At 47.1% G+C, this 16,965-nt stretch carries 17 protein-coding genes; 14 read left to right on the top strand and 3 right to left on the bottom strand.

Going from position 1 to position 16,965, the window contains the following annotated elements:
• The first annotated feature begins 19 nt into the window (after positions 1-19).
• Positions 20-3,133 (top strand): P-loop NTPase, encoded by a 3,114-nt coding sequence (locus tag HMPREF3138_RS25595; RefSeq protein ID WP_160313037.1) that lies wholly within the window; start codon positions 20-22, stop codon positions 3,131-3,133.
• A 261-nt stretch (positions 3,134-3,394) separates the two neighbouring features.
• On the opposite strand, the gene HMPREF3138_RS14390 is transcribed toward HMPREF3138_RS25595, so the two are convergent.
• Together HMPREF3138_RS14390 and HMPREF3138_RS14395 are read right to left on the bottom strand one after the other, a co-directional pair.
• Entirely contained in the window at positions 3,395-3,649 is a 255-nt protein-coding gene (locus tag HMPREF3138_RS14390; RefSeq protein WP_038878989.1) for an ogr/Delta-like zinc finger family protein, read from the bottom strand.
• Positions 3,646-4,371 carry a hypothetical protein gene (locus HMPREF3138_RS14395; protein WP_038878986.1) on the bottom strand — a complete coding sequence of 242 codons (726 nt, stop codon included), beginning with the start codon at positions 4,369-4,371 and terminating at the stop codon, positions 3,646-3,648. Before HMPREF3138_RS14395 ends, HMPREF3138_RS14390 begins: the two co-directional genes overlap by 4 nt.
• Positions 4,372-4,903: 532 nt before the next feature.
• Between HMPREF3138_RS14395 and HMPREF3138_RS14400 the strand changes: the two genes are divergently transcribed.
• The 7 genes from HMPREF3138_RS14400 (at position 4,904) to HMPREF3138_RS14430 (ending at position 9,719) form a co-directional block, all read left to right on the top strand.
• Positions 4,904-5,167 carry a helix-turn-helix transcriptional regulator gene (locus HMPREF3138_RS14400; protein ID WP_038878982.1) on the top strand — a complete coding sequence of 88 codons (264 nt, stop codon included), beginning with the start codon at positions 4,904-4,906 and terminating at the stop codon, positions 5,165-5,167.
• Positions 5,164-5,409, top strand: a complete 246-nt coding sequence (locus tag HMPREF3138_RS14405; RefSeq protein ID WP_033638862.1) for a hypothetical protein — start codon at positions 5,164-5,166, stop codon at positions 5,407-5,409. Before HMPREF3138_RS14400 ends, HMPREF3138_RS14405 begins: the two co-directional genes overlap by 4 nt.
• A 5-nt stretch (positions 5,410-5,414) precedes the next feature.
• Positions 5,415-5,960 (top strand): host cell division inhibitor Icd-like protein, encoded by a 546-nt coding sequence (locus HMPREF3138_RS14410; RefSeq protein ID WP_049193178.1) that lies wholly within the window; start codon positions 5,415-5,417, stop codon positions 5,958-5,960.
• The gene (locus HMPREF3138_RS14415; RefSeq protein WP_038878978.1) at positions 5,957-6,220 is read left to right on the top strand and encodes a hypothetical protein; all 264 of its coding nucleotides are present in this window, start codon (positions 5,957-5,959) and stop codon (positions 6,218-6,220) included. Before HMPREF3138_RS14410 ends, HMPREF3138_RS14415 begins: the two co-directional genes overlap by 4 nt.
• Complete coding sequence (locus HMPREF3138_RS14420) at positions 6,217-6,552, top strand: DUF5375 family protein (protein ID WP_038878977.1); 336 nt, start codon at positions 6,217-6,219, stop codon at positions 6,550-6,552. Before HMPREF3138_RS14415 ends, HMPREF3138_RS14420 begins: the two co-directional genes overlap by 4 nt.
• A 10-nt stretch (positions 6,553-6,562) precedes the next feature.
• The gene (locus HMPREF3138_RS14425; RefSeq protein ID WP_038878975.1) at positions 6,563-8,911 is read left to right on the top strand and encodes a primase-like DNA-binding domain-containing protein; all 2,349 of its coding nucleotides are present in this window, start codon (positions 6,563-6,565) and stop codon (positions 8,909-8,911) included.
• Positions 8,912-9,329: 418 nt separating this feature from the next.
• On the top strand, positions 9,330-9,719 hold the full coding sequence (locus HMPREF3138_RS14430) for a hypothetical protein (protein WP_038878973.1): 390 nt from the start codon (positions 9,330-9,332) through the stop codon (positions 9,717-9,719).
• 710 nt (positions 9,720-10,429) lie between these two features.
• Here the strand turns inward: HMPREF3138_RS14430 and HMPREF3138_RS14435 are convergent.
• Positions 10,430-10,930 carry a GNAT family N-acetyltransferase gene (locus HMPREF3138_RS14435; protein ID WP_083301487.1) on the bottom strand — a complete coding sequence of 167 codons (501 nt, stop codon included), beginning with the start codon at positions 10,928-10,930 and terminating at the stop codon, positions 10,430-10,432.
• Positions 10,931-11,292: 362 nt separating this feature from the next.
• Between HMPREF3138_RS14435 and HMPREF3138_RS14440 the strand changes: the two genes are divergently transcribed.
• From HMPREF3138_RS14440 to HMPREF3138_RS14465, 6 genes are read left to right on the top strand one after another with little or no spacing between them, the layout of a single operon-like run.
• Positions 11,293-11,559 (top strand): PqqD family protein, encoded by a 267-nt coding sequence (locus HMPREF3138_RS14440; protein WP_038878971.1) that lies wholly within the window; start codon positions 11,293-11,295, stop codon positions 11,557-11,559.
• Between the two features lie 2 nt (positions 11,560-11,561).
• On the top strand, positions 11,562-12,278 hold the full coding sequence (locus HMPREF3138_RS14445) for a class I SAM-dependent methyltransferase (RefSeq protein WP_049193166.1): 717 nt from the start codon (positions 11,562-11,564) through the stop codon (positions 12,276-12,278).
• Complete coding sequence (locus HMPREF3138_RS14450) at positions 12,265-13,464, top strand: MFS transporter (protein WP_038882982.1); 1,200 nt, start codon at positions 12,265-12,267, stop codon at positions 13,462-13,464. The genes HMPREF3138_RS14445 and HMPREF3138_RS14450 overlap by 14 nt, the downstream gene beginning before the upstream one ends.
• Positions 13,461-14,420 (top strand): JmjC domain-containing protein, encoded by a 960-nt coding sequence (locus tag HMPREF3138_RS14455; protein WP_050572131.1) that lies wholly within the window; start codon positions 13,461-13,463, stop codon positions 14,418-14,420. Before HMPREF3138_RS14450 ends, HMPREF3138_RS14455 begins: the two co-directional genes overlap by 4 nt.
• On the top strand, positions 14,417-14,878 hold the full coding sequence (locus HMPREF3138_RS14460) for a hypothetical protein (RefSeq protein WP_038882984.1): 462 nt from the start codon (positions 14,417-14,419) through the stop codon (positions 14,876-14,878). Before HMPREF3138_RS14455 ends, HMPREF3138_RS14460 begins: the two co-directional genes overlap by 4 nt.
• A gap of 6 nt (positions 14,879-14,884) precedes the next feature.
• Positions 14,885-16,732, top strand: coding sequence for an asparagine synthetase B family protein (locus HMPREF3138_RS14465; RefSeq protein WP_075204063.1), 1,848 nt, complete (start codon positions 14,885-14,887; stop codon positions 16,730-16,732).
• Positions 16,733-16,965 lie beyond the last annotated feature (233 nt).

Genomic DNA, 16,965 nt, shown 5'->3' on the forward strand with positions numbered 1-16,965 from the left:
TGTTGGAGTTATGGGCTCTATGGATATCCCTCACATTTTAAGTCAAAACATCAACTCAGGTCGTGTTGTTCTATTTTTAGGTTCTGGTGCCACTATTGGGGCTAAAACACAGAGTGGGAAAGAAGCACCTAAAGGGAATGATTTGGCAAATATTCTTTCGAAAGAGTATTTCGGAGAAGAGAAAACCACTAAGACATTATCTTCTATAGCGGAGCTAGCAATATCAGAAACCGATATTCATACGGTCCAGCAGTTTGTTAAGGATTACTTCGATGAGTTTGAACCAGCTGAATTTCATTTGAAGATTCCGACCTTTAGATGGGTTGGCATTTATACAACAAACTATGATTTAGTGATCGAGAGAGCCTATCAAAAACAGTTAGATAAAACTCAAAATATTAAATGTATATATAAAAATAGTGACCGAGTCGATGAAGTACTTCGAACCACTGATTCCATCTGTTATGTAAAACTCCATGGATGCATTACTAAAACTGATGATCTAACGATACCATTAATATTAACCCCTGACCAATATGTTACGCATAAGCGTAATAGAGATAGGTTATTTAATCGTTTAGATGAGCATGGGCATCAGTATACTATAGTTTTCATAGGATATAGTCTGGATGACTCAGATCTCAGGCAAGCCCTGTTATCCTTGAGCGAAACGATAGAAGAGAGACCAAGGTTTTATACTGTCACTCCGTCATTGTCTGATGCTGAAGTACGTATGTGGGAGAAGAAAAAAATAACCCCTCTTAAAGGGACTTTCGAGGATTTCATTAATTCTTTAGATCAGACCGCTCCTGTGGCGTTGAGGAATGTCTCTCGCGTTAAAAAACAGCATGAGATTGAGCGTGTTTTAAATAATAATGATTTGGAATTGTCATCTAAAACTCTAGAGTTGCTCTCCAGTGAGCTTGTTTTTATCCGCTCAGATATGCCTACGAATAAGCTTAGTCCTTCCGAATTTTATAAAGGGAGTTCATATGGTTGGGAATCGATTAAGGAGTCATATGACTGTCGCAGGTCTCTTACAGACACAATAATTAGTGAGGTTATTTTACTTGAAGAAATTGAGAGAAGCACAACTGTCGATTTCTTTTTAGTCAAAGGACATGCAGGTGCTGGGAAAACGATAACTTTAAAACGTATCGCATGGGATTCTGCAATAGAATATAATCGCATAGTTTTGTACTGGGAATCGTCAAATAAAATAGAATTGAATTCCATATTTGAAATATGTGAAAGAGCTAATGATCGAGTTTTTTTATTTGTAGATAAAGTGTCATTCCATATTTCAGAGGTAATATCATTAATTAAGAGAGGGACTTCGTCAAACTTAAAGTTAACTATTATTTCTTCCGAAAGAGGGAATGAATGGAATATGGAGTGTGAGCCATTGCATTCTTATGTTTCAAGAGAGTATAAATTACCTTACTTGAAAGAAAAGGAAATTAAAGACCTTTTAGATAAGCTTGAACGCTTTCAATGTTTGGGGCTGATAAAAGATTTAGCTCGTGAAAAACAAGAGGAGGCATTTAGAAGTAAAGCCGGAAGGCAAATATTAGTTGCGCTTTACGAAGTTACCATGGGTAAGTCCTTCGAAGATATTGTCTTCGATGAGTATAATAATATTGAGCCAGAGCAAGCTAGATTAATATACAGAACTATTTGTGCTCTTAACCGTTTGGGTGTGTCGGTTCGTACTGGTATCATACATCGAATATTTGGCGTACCGTTTGAGATTTTCAAACAGAAATTTTTCAGTCCTCTTGAAAATATTGTTCAGGTCATAAACCCCTCTAATAATGATGACTATGCATATCAAGCTAGGCACCCTTTAATTGCAGAATTTGTTTTTGCACGTACGATGCTTACTGAAGAAGATAGAGAGGATTTATATTTTGATTTGATTGACTCTCTAGATATTGGATATTCATCAGATAAAAAGGCATATAGGGAAATTATCAAAGCTAAAAACCTAATGTCACTTTTCAATGATCCATTAGTCGTTAGAAGGATATATGATTCTGCAAAACAAATTGGAGAGTTTGATGATTATTATCACCAGCAAATAGCTATTTTTGAAATGAAAAGGAAAAACCCCAATTTTAGACTTGCAGAACAACATTTAGACATTGCGGCTGAGATCGCACCATATAACCCAACTATAAATCATACACGTTCCGAACTTGAACTCCAAAAAGCAAGGGGGGGGAATGATTTAGAACGAGAAAGATTTCTTTCCCGAGCTCGTGAGTACGCATTAAATAACATTAGAAGTGGCTATGATAATAATAACTCACATAGTTACCATACTTTATGTAAAGTACATTTAGAAAAAATATCAACAATTCTTAACGCTCAAACTATAGATGAAAAAACATTAAAAGAATTAATCAAAGAGTTTGTAACAACATTGCACTCAGGGTTGCAGAAGTATCCAAATTCAGAGTTTCTTTTGGAGGCTGAATCTAAATTAAGTTCCTTGTTAAATGATAATAAAGGTGCGATAGCATCGTTAGAAAAAGCATTCAATAAGAATAGTGCGAGTACCTTTATATCAATTGCGCTTTCGAAAGCATATATTAAAAATGACGACGTGCCTAAGGCTAGAGGGATAATGGAGAAGGTTTTGGAATATTATCCTGCTGACAAGGTTTGTAATGGTCGTCTTGCGAAAATAATAACTGACTTTTATCCGCAAGATAATGATATTGCAGAGTACTATTGGAGAAGGTCATTTACAGAGGGTGATTCAAATGTCGAAAATCAATTTTGGTATGCTCGCCAATTATATATAAACAAAAAATATGAAGATTCTAAACATTACTTCGCTATAACAAGAAGGAAAAATATTTCTCCAGAAGTTAAAAGTAAAATACGTGGGCCGATTTTTGGTAAGGATGGTGTTTTATTACAACTGGGAGGAGCGATTGTTAGAAAGGATGATAGTTACTGTTTTGTGCGTGACTTTGCATCTGGTGAAGGCGCATTTCTACACAAAAAAAATATAACTGATCCCCTTTTATGGGATCAGTTAAGGATAGATACCCAAATTTTATATAATCTGGGTTTTAATTATTCCGGTGCATCTGCGTTTAATGCTAGGGAGTTCGATTTATAGTTTTCACGCTGGCGCGCAATACTTCCCCCGCCTCGCCTGCGCACTTCATGTGTCGCTTTTCATGCAGTTGCATGAACGGCCGCAGGCCGCGCCAGTACTGGTGCGGCAGGGGATGAAAAGTGCATTTTCTTGCATGCAAAATCATGCACCCTATGCATGCACGCGCAATTTGAGGCTGGCTAGCCAGGAAAAAGGCTGTTTTGGGCGAGGCGGAAGGGGAATGCCCCGCGATGCTGTCGAGAGCGGCGGGGCGGAGTGTGATTAGTGCAGGGTAGGATTGCTGCTGTAACGGCGATAGCGGTTCAACGTCTGTTTCTCGGGCGGTGGCAGGGCGTTCTCATCGACCGGTTGCGCCTGTATCGGCTGGCACAGGATTTTATCGACGCTTTCCACCGTCTTGAATGTGCAAGAACAGGTCAGGCTCTGACATTGGTAATACGCCTCTTTCGTCCGCTCCGTGATATAGCGACTGGTGCGGGTATAGGATGCATGGGTGCACAGCGGGCAGCGCATCATGATTTGGCCCCCTTCTGCTGCAAGCGTTGACGTTTTTCCTTCAGTTCTGCGACAGCCTGCATGCGTTTGCCTGGACTTCTTTGCAGTTCCGGCAATGCGCCCGTTTCTTGCGGTATCGTCAGGCCAATCTCATTAAGCACCGGGTGGTCGATATTTTGTGTAGCCATGGTAGCGCGAATGCGGCCTTGTAGCGTGCCCAGTACCTGTAGCTCAATCATTTTCATCGGATTGTCCGCATAGACGCCGTAAGCCCGTGAAGCCAGTGCGCACGCCTTGATAACGTCAGGGCTGATAAGCGCCTTGCTCAGCGCATCCACCGCCTGATGCATCGCATGAGCCGCAAAGGTCGTGAGGGCGTCTTTGTGTGCGGCCACCACCTGCGGGGCCGTGCCGCCGCAGTTGAGGTGAAGCTGCATTTTGTCCAGTTCCATCTCCTCAATCAGTCCGTCGAACTCTTTCGCCAGCTCCCGCTTGGAAATCCGGCTGTGGTGCTGCGCTTGCAGTTCCGGCGTCATTTCTCCGCGCAGTTTGCGAAACAGGTTGCGCCACTGGCTTTCTGCCTCCTGGCTCTGCACTTCGGTGTCTTTCTTCTGTTGGTGGCAGCGGGCAATGCCGGTTACGACGTCGGTCAATGCCTGGTAGTTTTTGTCGTGGGCGGCGCGAGCGTCACGCAGGGCGTGCAGTTTATCGGTGATGTATTTCGGTAAGGCGGTGGTGCTCATGGTCGTGTCTCCGGTGTCAGTCAATGTGAAGCTATTCTGCTGACCGCCGTACAACATCGCCATTCATCCCGGTTGGACTGTCCCCAGGACAACAGCCTTGAGCACTGATGAGAAAACCATCAAGCCATTTTTAGTTTTACCTAAAACTATTCACTACTGTTCACCTAAAGAAAAAATATAGATAAATCAGCAAATAAGAGGGTGAACAGTTTTCTATAAACTCTTCACCCGGTGTTCACCACTGTTCACCCGGCCCAAAACGACCTTTTCCCTGGCTAGCGCTGTTTGGCGGTTTTTCCCTATTAATTACGCATTGATTCATCGTTATTTCTTACCAGAAGGTTTGCCATCGTTTGCCATTGTTTGCCAAGGATTGTCATTGTTTGCCATGTGATTAAAAATCAGGCAATTATCTATCCCATCACACAACAACGCCTTGTTGCCACCCCGGTAAATATTCACATAATAGGGCGCTACCGAAGTTCACACAGTCCCGGCCAGCGTTGGCCGGACACCAAGAGGTAGCGTTTTTATGTTGACCGTTTCCACCCCCACCCCATCCACCCCGTCGCCGGTGCTTCCTGGCGGTTACACCCCACGCGAGCGCTTTATCCGCCTGCCGGAAGTGCTCTACACCACCGGCCTGTCCCGCTCCACCGTGTACGAGATGATGAGCCGCCGGCAGTTCCCGGCTCAGGTCTCCCTCGGCGGTAAAAACGTCGCCTGGCTGGCCTCCGAGGTCGAGCAGTGGATGGACGAACGTATCGCCAACCGTCACCAGGAGGCCGCCGTATGATGCAGTTAACCTTTGGTCGCCAGCATTTCACCCTCGATGAGCGCGACGCGCTGTTTGTGGCGGAAGCTATCCTGTTGCAGCGTAAAGAGCCTGGCGTCGTCTTGCCGGAGCACCGCAGTGAAAAACACGGCGTTATTCGTCTGGCGAGTCGCCAGGCGGAGCCTCGCCTGTTCCGTGCCGGGCCGGTGCCGCTGACCTGCGCGGCGGCCGATACTCGCAACGACCAATTGACCGACTGTTGATCACTATGCGATCGATTGAACGTCCGGGGGCGTCTTACGGCTTGCCCCCTTGTCCAGCCTTGCGCTATAGCCCTCCCGCTGCCACACAATCGGCAGCCGGGCGTAGGAACCCGTGTTACTCAATGGCGACACAACACGCGCCAGGCGTGTTTTTTTATGTCGCAGCCTTAGTGCGATCATTTTTTGCACAGTGGTTTCTATGCTACTGTGGCTATCAAACAATGGTGGCTCAGGCGGGGCAGCCTTCGGGCTGGCCGGTATCCATTGAGGCCGGTATTCCTACCCCCGTCTGGGCTACCACCCATAAGCGTAGGAACTTCGGTGGTAGCAATAACCATGACTCAATGGAGGCTGCCACCATGGCTACGACCCTCACCCCGACTCATCCTACATTCTGCTTTCTGTTTGCGGCCGTGCGCCGCTCTGCGCTGACGGCTTCGCCGCGTATCGTGCGCACCATGGCGGATAGCGAACGCAACGCCCGCCGCGTGCTGGCCCGTGATTACGTGTTGTCCTTTGCCGGTCGTCTGCCGGTTAAGGCGGTGGCATGAATACGCTGGCCGACCGCTATTACCGCGACACCCATTACCCTATCCCGCACGCCGATTTTCTGCGTCTTCAGCATGCGCACGCCACCGGCGTGCTGTTCCTCGACCTGCTGGACACCCTCGACCTCGGCGGGCATCGCCCCGATGCCGTGCAACAGGCATCGTTTGCCTCGGTTATTGCCCTGCTGACTGACCAGCTCGGCCACGTCGTCAACACCTGTGAAACCCAAATTCTTGCCCGCATGGAGGCCACCGCCGCATGAACACTGCATCCTGTTTACCGATTGAAGTCCGTACCGCCGTTTTCCGCCGCGCCGTGGCGCAGGCCTATCTGGACACCTGCACCTTTTACCGGGTGAGCCTCGGGTACACGCTGGACGAGCTGCAGATGACGATTGCCCTGCGTCTGGAGGGGCACTTTGTGCGTCAGTACGGCGCAGAGGATGGCATGGACATGGCGTGCACCATGCTGAGCGACATGGTGCAGCCGGACGTTCTGGTGGCCGCGCCACGCCTGACCGCGCTGGGGCAAAAGATGATGGACGAGCTGTGCTGTGAACGCCTGTCGGCATCGCAGAACGCCACCGTACACTGAGGAGAAGAGCATGAGCGCCCACTTCGTTTCCCAGACCGTACGCACCGCCACCGGCCAGTGGCCGGTGATACTCCCGGCCCTCGGTATTACTTTACAGCCGAACGGCAAGCCGCAGCCGTGCCCGACCTGCGGCGGTAAAGACCGCTTCCGCTTTGACAACCAGGGCGGGCGTGGCACCTGGTTCTGCAATCAGTGCGGGGCCGGTGACGGCCTCAACCTGGTGGAAAAGGCCTTGTCACTGTCTGCCCGGGCCGCTGCCGAACAGGTGGCCGCCGTGATGGGGGAGAACGCCAGCGCCTTGCCACCGGCCGCTGAGACCGGCCATGCATCACAGAAGACCGGCGGGCAAGACAAGGCCGAGGCCCAGCGCAAGGCCGCGCGACAGGCACAGGCTCTGGTGGCCGCTGCCCGGCCTCAGACCGGCAACGCCTACCTGAGCGCCAAGGGCTGGCCGGAGGTGGACACCCTGACCCTGCACGGCCAGTCGCTGCGCGTTGGCGGAATAACCTTCCACCCCGGCGACCTGCTGCTGCCACTGCACAATACCGGGGACGAGGTGGTCAACGTGCAGCTGATTAACGCCAACGGGGATAAACGCATGTTGGCGGGCGGGCAGGTGAAAGCCGCCTACCACACCCTCTGCGGCCTGGACAACGCGGTTATCTGGCTCACCGAAGGCTACGCCACCGGCCTCACCGTGCACCGCCTGACCGGTGAGACGGTGTGCGTGGCGCTCAGCGCCAACAACCTGGCGGCGGTGGCGCAGCAGCTGCGCAGCCACTACCCGGACGCACGGCTGCTGCTGGCGGCCGATAATGACCGCAGTGGTACCGGGCAGACCCGTGCCGCCGAGGCGGCCACACTCACCGGCGGTATCCCGGCGTTGCCGCCCACGGAAGGCGACTGGAACGACGTCTACTGTCAGCAGGGCGCTGAGTCTACGCGCGCCCAGCTCCAGGCGCTCAGCCAGCCGCCGCAGCCCAGCCCGTTCGACACGCTGAGCGATGCTGACCTGAAAGCCATGAGCGCCAGCGAGAAGGCCGAACTGCTGGCCGAGCACTACGGCAATACCCTGGCGGTGCCGCCGGTGGGTGAAGAGCTGTGCCGCTATACGCGTGGCGCCTGGCAGGTGCTGCCGCACCGACAGCTGAGCCGGGAGATTGCCGCGTTGTTCCAGAAGGTGCGTGCGCCGTTCTCTGCCGCCGGTATCAACAGCATCCTGGACACCCTCAAGCTGATGGTGCCGCAGATGGGCGACCCGGCTCGCCGGTTGATAGGCTTTCGTAACGGGGTATTCGATACCGTGAGCGGGCAGTTCAGCGCCCACCGGCAAGAGCACTGGCTGCGCACCGTCAACAGCGTGGACTACACCCCGCCGCGCGCCGGGGAGAACCTGGCCGACCATGCGCCGCACTTCTGGCAGTGGCTGACGCGGGCCGCCGGGGGCTACCACGATAAACAGGAGCGCATCCTCGCGGCGCTCTTTATGGTGCTGGCCAACCGTTACGACTGGCAGCTGTTCCTTGAAGTGACCGGCCCCGGCGGCAGCGGCAAGAGCGTAATGGCGGCCATCGCCCGGCTGTTGGCCGGGGCGGACAACACCACCTCCGCCACCATCGATAACCTGGAGTCGGCGCGCGAGCGAGCCAGCGTGGTCGGCTTCTCGCTGATTATTCTGCCCGACCAGGAGAAGTGGAGCGGTGACGGCGCCGGTATCAAGGCCATCACCGGCGGCGATGCGGTCGCCATCGACCCGAAATACCGCGACGCCTACGCGGCACACATTCCGGCGGTGATTTTGGCGGTCAACAACAACCCGATGCAGTTCAGCGACCGCAGCGGCGGCATCTCGCGCCGCCGGGTTATTTTGCCGTTCCCGGAGGCTATTGCCCCCGAGGAGCGCGATCCGCTGCTGCTGGCGAAGATCACCGAAGAGCTGGCCGTGATTGTGCGTCACCTGATGCAGCGCTTCGCCAACCCGAATGATGCGCGTGCACTGCTCCAGGCGCAGCAGAGTTCGGCGGAAGCCCTGGAAATCAAACGGCATGCCGATCCGCTGGTCGATTTTTGTGGTTACCTGACGGTGCTGGGTACTCCGGAAGGGATGATGATCGGCAACGCCAACATCACCCCGCCGAATCCGCGCCGCTACCTCTACCACGCCTACCTGTCGTTTATGGCGGCACGGGGCTATCAGCACGTGATGAACCTGACGGCGTTCGGCCAGGCGGTGCCGCAGACGCTGAAAGAGTATGAGCATACGCTGCTGAAACGCCGCACCAAGCAGGGAATACAGACCAACCTGATATTGAGTGAAGAGTGTGAAGCGGATTGGTTGCCGAAGTGCGGGGCGGTGTGACGATAAACGGGTCGATCGGCCGGGCCGATCAATAGGCCTTTATTGATCTGCCGAACCCATTGGACGCTCAATCGCCGCGCCGCCTATAGTGGCAGTGACCCGAATACATGCAGCAACACCAGGGCATCCTATCGGCCGCTGAACGGCCAATATCATAACGACAAGCTCTCCCCAAACCGGCTTAGGTCGGTTTTTTTGTGCCTGCGGTTCTGTAGGTGAACAGTTTTTCTATAAATCTTTTTCGATAACTTTTTGAAGGCACAGTACTAATATACTAACTTGATTGTGGGGGGAGTTCTTTTTTATCAAAGTGATACTTTTGTTTCTCAAGATACTTGCAAGGTAATTCAGCTCCCACTGGCAAGTGTGCCGGGGTGGCAGCCCCATACGCCTCAGTTCTGGCAGTGGCAAGAGCTTGATGGAGGCCATCGCCCGGTTGATGCCCGGGGCACTACACCACCAACGCCCCGTCAATAACCAAAAATCGGCGTACGAACGTGCCAGCGTGTTCGGTTTATCGCTGATATCCTACTTGACCAGGAGAAATGGAGATGTGATGGGTGGGTATAAAGCTATCATCGGCGGCGATGCGGTGGCCATCAACCTGAAATATCGCGCCAGCTACATGCCGCATATACGGGCGGTGGTACAGGTGATCCACAACAATCTGATGCAGCAGTTCAGCGACTGTAACAACGGCATATTGCGCCGCCAGATTATAATGCCATTCCCTGAGGTTATTACCCTCTCTGCTGTTGGCGAAGGTCACCGAAGAGCTGGCCGTCATCGTACTTACGTCACCGGCTAACCCGAATGATGCCCGCATACTGCTTCTGGCGCAGCATAGTTCGGCGGAAGTCCTGAACATCAACAGCATACCGATCCTATGGTCGATGTTTGTGACAATTTGGGCGTGATTGGCACCTTAGAGGGCATGATGTTCGGCAATGCCCACATCCCTCTACCGAATCCGCGTCGCTAACTGTATCACGTCTATCTGTTGTGTATGGCCGCCACAAGGCTATAAGCACGGGCGTTAGGCTAAGCGGTGCCGCAAACGCTGAAAGCGCATGAGCATACGCTACACAAACGTAGCACTAAGCGGGGAATACAATCCAACCTGATTTTGAATGAGGAATGTGGGGCAGACTGGCTGCAGAAGTGTCGCGTGGTATGAAGGTGAGTTAGTCGAACGGCAGGGCCGCCCAATACGGAATTATTAATCTGCTGAACTCATTGGATGCTCAAATCCCCCCCTTCTAGAGGCAGTGACCAGAATACATGCATCAACACCAAGGCATATTTTCGGGGGGCGGGGAAATTACAACTCTGGATAAATCATTTAGTGTAGTAGTTCTGCTAGGCCAGAAGTATCGCCATGATGGTGTAGTGGTTCAAAAAATCATGGCATTAGGATTAAAGTTTAGGAGGGCTACGTACTAGGGATACTCCATAAATTATTGGAGGCGCCTGTTAAATTCGTATTTAATTGCACCCTAACAAGTGATGGAGAAAAATCTATTTGATATGATTGGGTTTATTGTTGAATGCAAACGAAAAGTGTAGCTCATCTTTTATTAATACTCCTTCTTCGCTGAATAACGGGATTGAGGGTTTTATCATCCTGGCTTTAGTAACGGCATCTACATCTACAGAATACAAATTAAAACCCATCTTTTTGTAAAAAACGATGGCTCCTAAATTTTCATTCGTTGTCGTGAGTTTTATTTCCATCTTACCATGAGCTACAGCATAGCGTTTGACTTCATCGATGAGTGTCAGACCAATTCCTTTTCTTGATATTAATGCATTAATTGCAATTATTTCAATGCTTTCTTTATCCTCTTTAAAAACACAAAACCCGCAAATCTTATTACCTTCGCTACATACAAAAACAGGAAGTGAGGAGAGAATAACCTCCTCTCCATGTACGACCATTGAATCCCCGCCGCAATGTTCCAAGATAAGAGATTTCAAAATTGGGCATGAATTATCTTCAAGTAGATTAGTTCTTAGCATAATGGTTTCCTAACTGTAATGTTTTATGTTGAAATGATTTTAATGGTTTTCAAAAAAAAGCATATAAAACAGGTGGTTGCATATGAATTGTAATGTTTTAAAAAAAAACTTGCAGGAAAACATTATCCTTGCTAAACATTAATGACCTGTTAACAAAATGTTGTGATACAGGTGACTATATCAATTTACTTTCAAAAGGAATAGAGCAATGAAAAAGACTTATGCTAAACCACGCTTAGTTCAAATCCGTCGCTCAGTATCCGTTGGCGGTCATTGATTTAAGAAGAAAAATAAAAGGGGGGGCAACTGGCACCCCTTTTATCACATGAGGTAAGTTTACAGTTTAATAAAAGGATTTCGTAATGCAAGAGAGGTTTTTTGTTATTTCAGAAGGAGTTAGCTGGAAAGAGGTGAACGAGTCAATCATTATTGAACCAGATTTTGCATTGAACTCCACTGCAGCGTTTATTTTCAAGAAAATAACTAATGGGCTTAGTAACATGCAGATAGTTGATGCACTGTCTAGGGAGTATGACGCCAACATTTCAGATATAATATCTGATGTCGAAAATCTCATCCAGGAGATGCAAGAAGAAGAAATTATTGAAGATGCGACATTGAGAAACTGAACATGCTTAGTCAAAACGCCTGCCTGAAATACAACGAGTTTGTCCAAAAATATCAGCTCCACATCTACCCGATGCTGGCGGAGAGAATGCAACGACTGTTCACCGAGTGTAACGTCAATAGAACTCTCGATTTGGGTATTGGCCCTGGCGATCTGACAGTATTTTTTGCGAAAAAGAATGTCGGCCAAATTGATGGCTTAGATATTAACCCCTTTATGCTTGCACTTGCCAACAAGAAGATCGCCTCTCATGACTTGAGCGATCGTGTAAAACTGGTACAAGGAGATGTACATTCCTTGCCTTATCCCGATGCATGCTTCGACTTGGTTTTTTCCTATTCCTGCTTTCATCACTGGGAAGACCCAATTCAGGGGCTGAAGGAATGTGTCCGCATACTGAAGGAAGGGGGGGGGCTTTACTTAGTCGATTCCTATTCAGATGTAAAAGCATTACTGCCCCAGTTTCAACAACAGCTGGATGAATACTCTTACAGGGAAATTGTAAAAAAAGCGATCGAAGAGAGTATCGAGACCTCCACTATTGAGCAGTTCCTAGCATGCGCCAACATGAGTACGTATGAACTTCGACCTGTCGATTTCAGTGAAGAAGAGCTTGTTGCTGGTATTGACTACATCAATTACGACTACCAGCTCATCATCGACAGTCCTCGGCCAACATTATGGGAGCTAATTTACAGGAAGCCCTATGTTAACCAATAACGAAAAAAACTATTATAGATATAGCTCATGCTGGTATTTTATGGAGACAGCTAACGCCTACTTTCTTCCTTGGCTTATCGTGTATTTAGGCTCAGGGATTATGAATAGGACGTCCGATGCTTTCTCTATGTTTTATATTTCTATCGTAATCGGAATTATCGTTGCAGGATTTATTAGTCATATTGTTAGTGCAAAAAAACTTGCTGTTTTTGGTTTTTTAATGCTTTCAGCTTCTGTCGTGTCACTTAGTTTTAATTTGTCCTCTACGTTATCTATACTAAACGTCTATGTGTACAGTGTTCTATTCGGTTTTGGTACTGGTTTCATTAAACCAACCTTGGATAGTATTATCCCTGACATTAGTGTTGGCAGAATAAAAAACCTGACAATTAATACAACAACATTGAACTATTTCTTCGGCCTGACAGGCTCATTGTTATCTTATATACTAATTAGCGACAGCACAAAAACCTACCTTAGTATCGCACTTGTACTTTGTGTTATGGGGCTCATTTTCCTTTCTTTGATTCCTGAGAAAGTAAATTTGGTCTCTACAAAGCCAAAATATAAAAAAGTCATGTTAGAAGCACTAAGAGAAATTACAATCAATAAAACGATACTGCTGATGAGCATCACTTATTTTATGATTGGCTTATGTTCAATGGCCGTTTTCATTGGCGGTGTTGCCCTACACGTCAAGGAACTAGAGAACAGTAATGATTTTTATATTGCGGGTATGCAGATAGCTTGGTCATTAGGTGGGCTGGTCACCGGTTTCTTTTTTTTACGAAAGCTGAAAATAACCAACCACAGTTTTTTTTATGTTATCGGTTGGTTTATTTGTGGCTGTGGTGTGATTTTGTTCGGTCTCGCGCAGTCTCCTCATGTTTGTTTAGTTGCTGGAGTTTTATGGGGGGCTGGGACAAGCATTGGGTTCTCTATGACTCGTCTGATTATTCAAAACAATACGGAAGATAGATATAAAGGGGCTATTTTCTCAAGTTTTATTCTTATCAGCTTCCTCGGTGCCGCAGTTGGTGCAAAAATGTTAACTGTTCTTTCTGATATATATTCCGCAGGTATCGCGGTAGCTATAGATGGAACAATATTTTCTGTGGTTACGATCTGCCTATTTCAGATGTTGCGAGCGGCAGAAAATACCAACTTGCAGAGGACATTAAAATGAACGTTGTGGTCAATGATAATAGATTTATATTTGGAGTGAACGGGCTACGTGACTTTATTGAAAACTGCTGGCCAGATAAGAATTACCGCGTGTCACATGCAGAGTTAGATGATGTACTCAGCTTCCTCTGTCTTCCCAGAGAATTTTCCTTAGACACCGTTCTGCAGGATTATAAATTTCCGGTCATGTGTTACGGAAAAAACTTGTTGGAAACCACGGAAGGGCTGTCGGATCGCTTAATGGTTAATGTAAACAAGGCTGCTAAACTTTATTTAGAAGGCGCAGCACTGGAGTTTGATTTTGCTGATTTGGCCTATGAAAAGTTGTATAAGATTGGGAAAAGGCTAAAAAAAACTTTGTCATTGCCCGAGAATGTATTTCATAAGGCTATCATTTACGCCGCGCACAAACAGGGGGGGCTCGTACCTCATTTTGATTCCTACGTGAATTTTGTTTTCCAAATTCACGGGGAAAAAAAATGGTATTTTATGCCCAATGAAAATGCTATTCGTCCTCTTGAGCACCTTGATTTAAAAGACTATCCTAACTTATCTACAGAAATGAAGCAGTACTGGCATGGGGAGCCTCCGTCGAATTTCTTTAAGCAGGCGACTGAAGTGGTTCTCAAACCAGGGAGTGTTTTATTTGTTCCCCGTGGATGGTGGCATGCTACCTGCTCTGATATGGATACCCTAGCGGTAAATATCACGTATTCAGTTCCTACAAAGCTCGAAGTTATTCTTGATGCACTCAAAAAAGAAATTATCAAAGAGACCGACTTGCGTGAATATATATCCAGTGGGGATGTATATAATTCAGAGGAAATTAGTGAGATTGTTGTTCGTGCTATAAAGAAACTCACTATCGATAATTACCACAGCAGTTATGGTGAGGTTTTTGACAATTACCAAGCTCTTAACTATGCTTTCAGAAAATACATGAGTTATCTATCATGACAGAAAAAAAATCTATTTCTGATTTTGACCCACGCAGTGAAGCTATCATTTCATATACCGTAATGCTTATCGCGATTGCCAGAAGATTCTCCATGACGCCAGAACAACTTTCACTATGGATTACAGAACAGGCAAAGGAAAGAGGTTATGATATTTTCTTATTTAATGGGCAGGCACCGAGTATTTCAGAATATGCCAAGCATTTTTCCGAGGGACGTAGTCTTCTCTACAGTGACGTAGAAATGGTGGAAACCACACATTCAATTTCAGTGATTTCATGTTTATATATGATAGATAAGAACCATATACCTGATGCTTTTTACTTTTATGATGTCGATATCAATGTTTATTATAGCTATGTATCCTATCTAGCTCATCATCATGCCGCGTTATTTGGCATCCACCTTACTATCGAACATAGTGATGGTAAGGAAGTAGCAACCTTCGCCAAAGGATAATAGAATATGTGTGGAATTATAGGGTACTATTCAAAATTTCCATCCAGATATGTTCGAGAGTTGTTGGTATCGGCGAAGAAATATAAATTTAGAGGTCCCGATGAAACCACTCAGTATAATTGTGAAGGCTTTTCCGCCATTTTCAATCGATTATCTATTGTTTCAAAAAATAATGGTTCACAACCTTTGGTAGATGAAAGTGGTAATGTTATTTCATTTGCGAATGCTGAAATATATAATTATCAGGAATTAATAACTCGTCACCCGGATTTTTTTTATCAAAATGATTCTGACTGTGCGATGATCCCTGCACTTTATGACTACTATGGTGACCGATTTGCCGAACAGTTAGAAGGAATGTTTTCTATTGTTATTTATGACAAGGTGAAAAATGAAATATCTCTAATAAGAGATCCGCTTGGAATTAAACCTTTGTTTTACAGTGTGGATGATAAGGGGGACTTTTTCTTCTCCTCAGAGGCGAAGGGAATATTGCCGTTTATTCAAGAGAAAATAATTGATTGTGCTGAAATGCTAAATGATCCATGGTTGCGTGGCGATGTCGGTTATGATTCATTAAAATACCGTAACGTATTCTCACAAGTAAAAGCAGTTCCTCCAGGAAGCATGCTGAAATACAATACGTCAACCGGGCATATTGAAATTATCCGCTACAGTTCCCACATACCGGAGAGCATCGTATCGCTGACGACACCAGAGTTTTTTATTTCCGAATTCTCGAAAGCTTTTGACGCCAGTTGCCGCCAGCAACTTTCGCCTTCCGGCCGCACAGGAATCTTGCTCAGCGGGGGGATAGACTCTATTGGAGTACTGGCCGCCCTAAAGGATGCTAATGTGGTTGCATATACACTTATGTCGCCCGGCACTGAAGAGTCAGGAGATGCCAGCGGAGCCATTGCTGCAGCAGAAAAGTTTGGTGTCCCGTTGCATAAGGTTTATGTCGACTCGCAAATAACGGTCCCCACAAAAGATTGGAAAACATTGCTGTGGGCAAGTGAAAGCCCCTATTTTGGCGCAGAACAGATCTATAAGGCATGCATCTATTCTTACATTAAACAACATACTCCGGATGTGTGCGTAGTGCTATCGGGTAACGGTAGCGATGAGCTGTTTGGCGGCTATACTCAATCATTTGTATTTGATGATAATGAACCTTGGCAGAGCGTCGAAGACTCTCTGCGTTATTTGAAAGAAAAATACGACCTGGAATCTCCCGGATGTATGAACCTAAAAGCTTGGCAGGAACTGAGTGACTACAAACTCTTTGACTCAGCCTTTGTTTCAGCCAAAAGCCTTCTTGGAAGCGAAGACTACTGGTCATTTTATCAAAAAGTAAAACTCCGCGATCTTCATGACTATAACTTGCATAACGAGGATCGGATATCTTCTCTTTTTTCTATTGAAAATCGCGTCCCGTTTTTATCTAACTCACTGATAAAGCTATCAATGAGTATTCCTGACTCTCTACGGAAGACTCTGCTATTAGATAAAGAGATTGTGAGGCGAGGGCTCCAACCTACTGTCGGAGAATCCTTTGCCAGACGTAAAAAAGTGCCTTTTTTCCATGGTGAATCTTCAGGTTTCACCCTCGGCATGCTGTACCGGAGCTTATCCTACGATGATTTTTATCTAGTACATGAGGCCTGTAATGCAATGGTTGGGGGCGAGCGTTTCCTGGAACCTGAGGGGATGATTGCCCAGATACAGTCTTTTTATGAAGACGCGGATCTCATTGGTATGATTAACCTTTCCAGACTCATTAACGTCGGGTTACTTAACCAATTGTTGAAGGAAGACATTGAGCTCAATGGGTTTGTGTTCGCTCCCACGTGATTTGACTAACGGTGGACTTATGGACTGACCCACGACAGCAGACAAATTCTGTCCTCACGACGAGGCCTGTTCAAGGCCTCCGGACTGACGCCGCCGAGATGATTAATTCCTATTCTGCTCATATACCTTATAGGCGTCCCGACAGCCCGTGATTTCAGCCCGACTTAGCAAAACGGCAGAGCTGGTAAACGCTTCTTCATAGGGATGTCCTCATGTGGCTTATGAAGACATTA

It is taken from the genome of Serratia sp. HMSC15F11, from assembly GCF_001808215.1.
Lineage (GTDB): Bacteria > Pseudomonadota > Gammaproteobacteria > Enterobacterales > Enterobacteriaceae > Serratia > Serratia nevei.

What these genes read in the sequence shown, in the direction of transcription:
- HMPREF3138_RS14420 (WP_038878977.1), top strand. Translation starts at nt 6,217, where the DNA reads ATGAACACTGCATCCTGTTTACCGATTGAAGTCCGTACCGCCGTTTTC.
- HMPREF3138_RS14465 (WP_075204063.1), top strand. Translation starts at nt 14,885, where the DNA reads ATGTGTGGAATTATAGGGTACTATTCAAAATTTCCATCCAGATATGTT.
- HMPREF3138_RS14445 (WP_049193166.1), top strand. Translation starts at nt 11,562, where the DNA reads ATGCTTAGTCAAAACGCCTGCCTGAAATACAACGAGTTTGTCCAAAAA.
- HMPREF3138_RS14435 (WP_083301487.1), bottom strand. Translation starts at nt 10,930, where the DNA reads ATGCTAAGAACTAATCTACTTGAAGATAATTCATGCCCAATTTTGAAA.
- HMPREF3138_RS14450 (WP_038882982.1), top strand. Translation starts at nt 12,265, where the DNA reads ATGTTAACCAATAACGAAAAAAACTATTATAGATATAGCTCATGCTGG.
- HMPREF3138_RS14390 (WP_038878989.1), bottom strand. Translation starts at nt 3,649, where the DNA reads ATGATGCGCTGCCCGCTGTGCACCCATGCATCCTATACCCGCACCAGT.
- HMPREF3138_RS14410 (WP_049193178.1), top strand. Translation starts at nt 5,415, where the DNA reads ATGCGATCGATTGAACGTCCGGGGGCGTCTTACGGCTTGCCCCCTTGT.
- HMPREF3138_RS14430 (WP_038878973.1), top strand. Translation starts at nt 9,330, where the DNA reads ATGGAGGCCATCGCCCGGTTGATGCCCGGGGCACTACACCACCAACGC.
- HMPREF3138_RS14460 (WP_038882984.1), top strand. Translation starts at nt 14,417, where the DNA reads ATGACAGAAAAAAAATCTATTTCTGATTTTGACCCACGCAGTGAAGCT.
- HMPREF3138_RS14425 (WP_038878975.1), top strand. Translation starts at nt 6,563, where the DNA reads ATGAGCGCCCACTTCGTTTCCCAGACCGTACGCACCGCCACCGGCCAG.
- HMPREF3138_RS14405 (WP_033638862.1), top strand. Translation starts at nt 5,164, where the DNA reads ATGATGCAGTTAACCTTTGGTCGCCAGCATTTCACCCTCGATGAGCGC.
- HMPREF3138_RS14395 (WP_038878986.1), bottom strand. Translation starts at nt 4,371, where the DNA reads ATGAGCACCACCGCCTTACCGAAATACATCACCGATAAACTGCACGCC.
- HMPREF3138_RS14440 (WP_038878971.1), top strand. Translation starts at nt 11,293, where the DNA reads ATGCAAGAGAGGTTTTTTGTTATTTCAGAAGGAGTTAGCTGGAAAGAG.
- HMPREF3138_RS14415 (WP_038878978.1), top strand. Translation starts at nt 5,957, where the DNA reads ATGAATACGCTGGCCGACCGCTATTACCGCGACACCCATTACCCTATC.
- HMPREF3138_RS14400 (WP_038878982.1), top strand. Translation starts at nt 4,904, where the DNA reads ATGTTGACCGTTTCCACCCCCACCCCATCCACCCCGTCGCCGGTGCTT.
- HMPREF3138_RS25595 (WP_160313037.1), top strand. Translation starts at nt 20, where the DNA reads ATGGATATCCCTCACATTTTAAGTCAAAACATCAACTCAGGTCGTGTT.
- HMPREF3138_RS14455 (WP_050572131.1), top strand. Translation starts at nt 13,461, where the DNA reads ATGAACGTTGTGGTCAATGATAATAGATTTATATTTGGAGTGAACGGG.